The sequence below is a fragment of the Dokdonia sp. genome (assembly GCF_039945015.1).
In the GTDB taxonomy this organism is placed as follows: domain Bacteria; phylum Bacteroidota; class Bacteroidia; order Flavobacteriales; family Flavobacteriaceae; genus Dokdonia.
The window spans coordinates 1-3,682 of the sequence record NZ_JBDUXP010000014.1 but is presented as its reverse complement, the minus strand read 5'-3'; the positions used below and the strand labels follow the sequence as shown (position 1 = coordinate 3,682).

Here is a 3,682-nt window from a genome sequence, read left to right as displayed (position 1 = left end):
GTTAAGACCAGTAATACCAGCACTCATATCTACAGCTATAGGAGCAGCAGCAGCTAATGGATCATTATCATTCCCCCATAGTAAGAAATTCTTATCTGAGAATGTATTCGCATTAGAAGCGATATTATCATTATTCGTATCGTAAATATCTGTAAGACCCATAGTCACTATAGACCCAGGGTTAATACTTGTAGACTGTTTTTGATTCAATCCAGAATCGTCATCTCTACCTATACCAGCAATATCATAGTTAAAACCAGTATGTGTTATTACATCCCAAACTACATTATTATCAGAATCCACATAATTCTCATCTCCTAAATCAGTAGCTGTAGCACTATTAATATCATGGTTTGTAATTCCATTTTTAATAGCTAAGTACGATTGTATTTTTAATTGATCTGTAATAGAATTTGGAGAGGCATAACTAATAACTTCAGTGATTTTACCACTAAAATGAGAGTCAAATGGAGTCCCTGTTACAGTAATACGACCTACACCTAACACATATATTGAATTATCCACAGTTCCATAAGGAAGATCTCCATCAGACACACCTGTACTTTGATTAAAAGTACGTCCAGTATAATTATCTATACGAATACCATTCTTATAAATCTCAGATTGATCTAATATAGGGTCATATTTTACATTAAAGATAATAACTTCGTTATTAAAATTACCAGTACTGCTTGTATATGCTCTACCATAACTTTCATCAGAGGCAGCTGCTAAATTTTGAGGAGTAGACCCTACCATATGACTTACAATATTATCAACACCATCAAACCTTATAGAACCCGGATTAATCCAAAAACCAGTACCATCTTCAGCAAAATCTACAGGAGTGATTCTACCCGATATGACACCTTCCAGAGTAGAAGAATTATTAATAGTACCATCAGCTTGCATAACAATCCAATACTCATCGGTAAAGAATCCTCCTTTTCCTTTTAATTCTGTTCCATTTGCAATGTCAAAATCCAATACTGGGTTATGATTGATATTCTCTGTACTATTATCATAATAGGTAGGAGCTACATTATTAGCTACTCTAGCATCATTATCAAAAGCTTCATCGTTCCAAGAGCTTATAGTATTTCCGTCTGATTCTGGAATTCCAACATTAGACTTTAACCATAACCTAAGATCAGAAGTAACATCACCAGGTCCAAGAGATGGATCTGTTACAGAAGTAGCAGGATTTCCTAATATAACTACATTATCAAAGTCAACCCCTACATCTGTGACTCCATCATTATTTGACGCAAAAGTCAATCTAAATTGTGTTTGAGCATTATTATTTAAAGTTCCTGGCAATCTAATTGTTGCAGTCACAAAAGAAGATTGTGTTGCCGCAGAACCTGTATCATTATTTCGACCTGCCCATCCGTCAACACCTGACCCAAGTGCGCTAACATCATCTATATTATACCAATGATCTACAGGGACAGCAGAATACTCCCCTAATAGTATCCAAGAAACTCCTCCATTTGTTGAATATTCCATATTGAATCCATCTTGAGTATCGAGTTCTGTTATATGGCGAATATCTATCTGGAGTTCAAGATTGTTATAATTAGTAAGATCAATGATAGGACTTGTCACTACCGTATTAGAATTACTTGCGTAATTATTATAATTGTTAGTATACCAGTAATTACCTTCTGCACCCGTTTCTACTGCATTAGTACCATAGGTCCATACACTATTTCCACCTGGATTTGTAGCAACCCAGTTACCATCATCAGTATCAAAATTTTCATAATACACCGTGAATGTAGGATCTACTACAGGTATTGTAGTTCCAACAATATCAAAGACGTAAGAGGCTTCATCACTATCACTATTTGCAATACTTATTGTTGCTGTATGAGTACCATCTACAGTTGGAGAATATGTAATTCTAAATACCGTTGTACCTCCACCAGAAGTAATTAGATCACTAGGTATTAAACTAAGATTAAATTCTGAGGAACCTGAACCACTTAAACTTATATATGGTGTTGGATCAGTTAAATTAAGATCCCCAGTACCAGTATTTACAATTATAAATTCATTTTCATTAGTATCACCAACTAATACCACGCCAAAATCTGTATTATCAGCAACAGAAGAAACTATATCACCGTCTGTTATTTCATTTCCGTTACCCGTTATACTAATTTCTGGTGTAGGAACTATAGCTGTCCCTCTAATCGAATACACATATACATTTTCATCCCCATCATCACTAGTTATAGTTACTGTAGCGTTATGTATTCCTGTTGAAATTGGACTATATGTAATAATAAAAGGAGAGCTAGAATCAGCAGCCACAGTATTAGATGCAGCTGTACTAACATTAAACAATGCTGCATCAGCACCAGTAATAGAAACATAAGGAGTAGTCCCTAAAATAGTAAGCGCCAAATTCCCTAAATTTTCTATATTAAATGTATTCTGAGCACTAGACCCCGTAGCAATACTTCCAAAATCAGTATTATCTAATGTATCAGGAGTTATATCTCCATTACTTATATCGTTTCCTAAACCAGTAATATTAATTTCTGGAGCTGGAACTGTTGGTCTAATATTAAGTGTATAATCCTCAACTTCTCCAAATGTAAACATTTCACAAGCCCCCGGAATCGCATTAAACTGTATAGAAATTCTCATCCTTGTACTTCCTATTTCAGCTCCTACTGGTACTGTAATCGCTAAAGGTGAATTTGACGTAGAAGTATCAAATCCATTTGTAACATTACCCATATCATAATTTTCACCTACATCATCAAAATCACCATCTCTATTCCAATCTATATATGCTCCAACTCTAAAGAAAAAATTTGCTGTTGTAGCTTGCACCTCTAGATTATATGTTAAACCCGTTTCAACATCAGTGCTTACCCCTGTAAAATCGGTATAACCTGGGTTAGCAGCATTCTCTAAAGAAAAGTTATTTATACCATTAAAAATAACTCGAGTAATATCGTTTATTATATTATCATTTGCTCCTGAAGAATTACAATATGTAGGAGCTTCAACCAACGTATTCTTAGCAATATCAAGATTGGTTGATGTTGCATTAATAAATGAAAATAAAAAAAATAAAAACGCAAGCGCAGGCTTTCTAAATAGAAAAATATGTGTCATTATTATTATGTTGCTATAAAGTATAAGAACTTTATAATGATTCAGGTATGTTAAAAATACAAAGGTTTTTACATATCTTAATTACGGTAAAACCATAATTTATTTTTAATGCACATAATCGATAATAAAGTGTATTTTATCTAAATAATTACTAATTCAATAATTTTCACACCTGTTAGAAAAACATTTTTAAAATATCTTTAAATTAAAAATCATTTAAACAAAGAATTCATAATATGTAAAATATCTAAAACCTCATTTAATTTATTAAAAAACAGCTGTTATTTTATTTATTTATAGATGCTGAAATTACCCTTTTAGAATATAAAGATTACATATTCTCTTAGAATATAATTATCATGTTTATTTTGCTTTCGCGAAAATTGCCTTACTCTTAATAGATCTTTCTCATTTTAAGGCATAAAAAAAGGTCTAACACATTAACTGTATTAGACCTTAAAAAGGCGGCGACCTACTCTCCCACGATTGTAGTACCATCGGCGCTGGCGGGCTTAACTTCTCTGTTCGGAATGGGAAGAGGTGAGCC

General features: G+C 33.2%; 1 protein-coding gene and 1 rRNA gene. Both read right to left on the bottom strand.

From position 1 onward, the window contains the following. A partial coding sequence (locus ABJD27_RS10705) for a choice-of-anchor D domain-containing protein (RefSeq protein WP_348202038.1) occupies positions 1-3,135 on the bottom strand: 3,135 nt, incomplete at its 3' end. Positions 3,136-3,594: 459 nt separating this feature from the next. Then, positions 3,595-3,682 (bottom strand): 5S ribosomal RNA (gene rrf, locus ABJD27_RS10700); the annotation flags it as partial.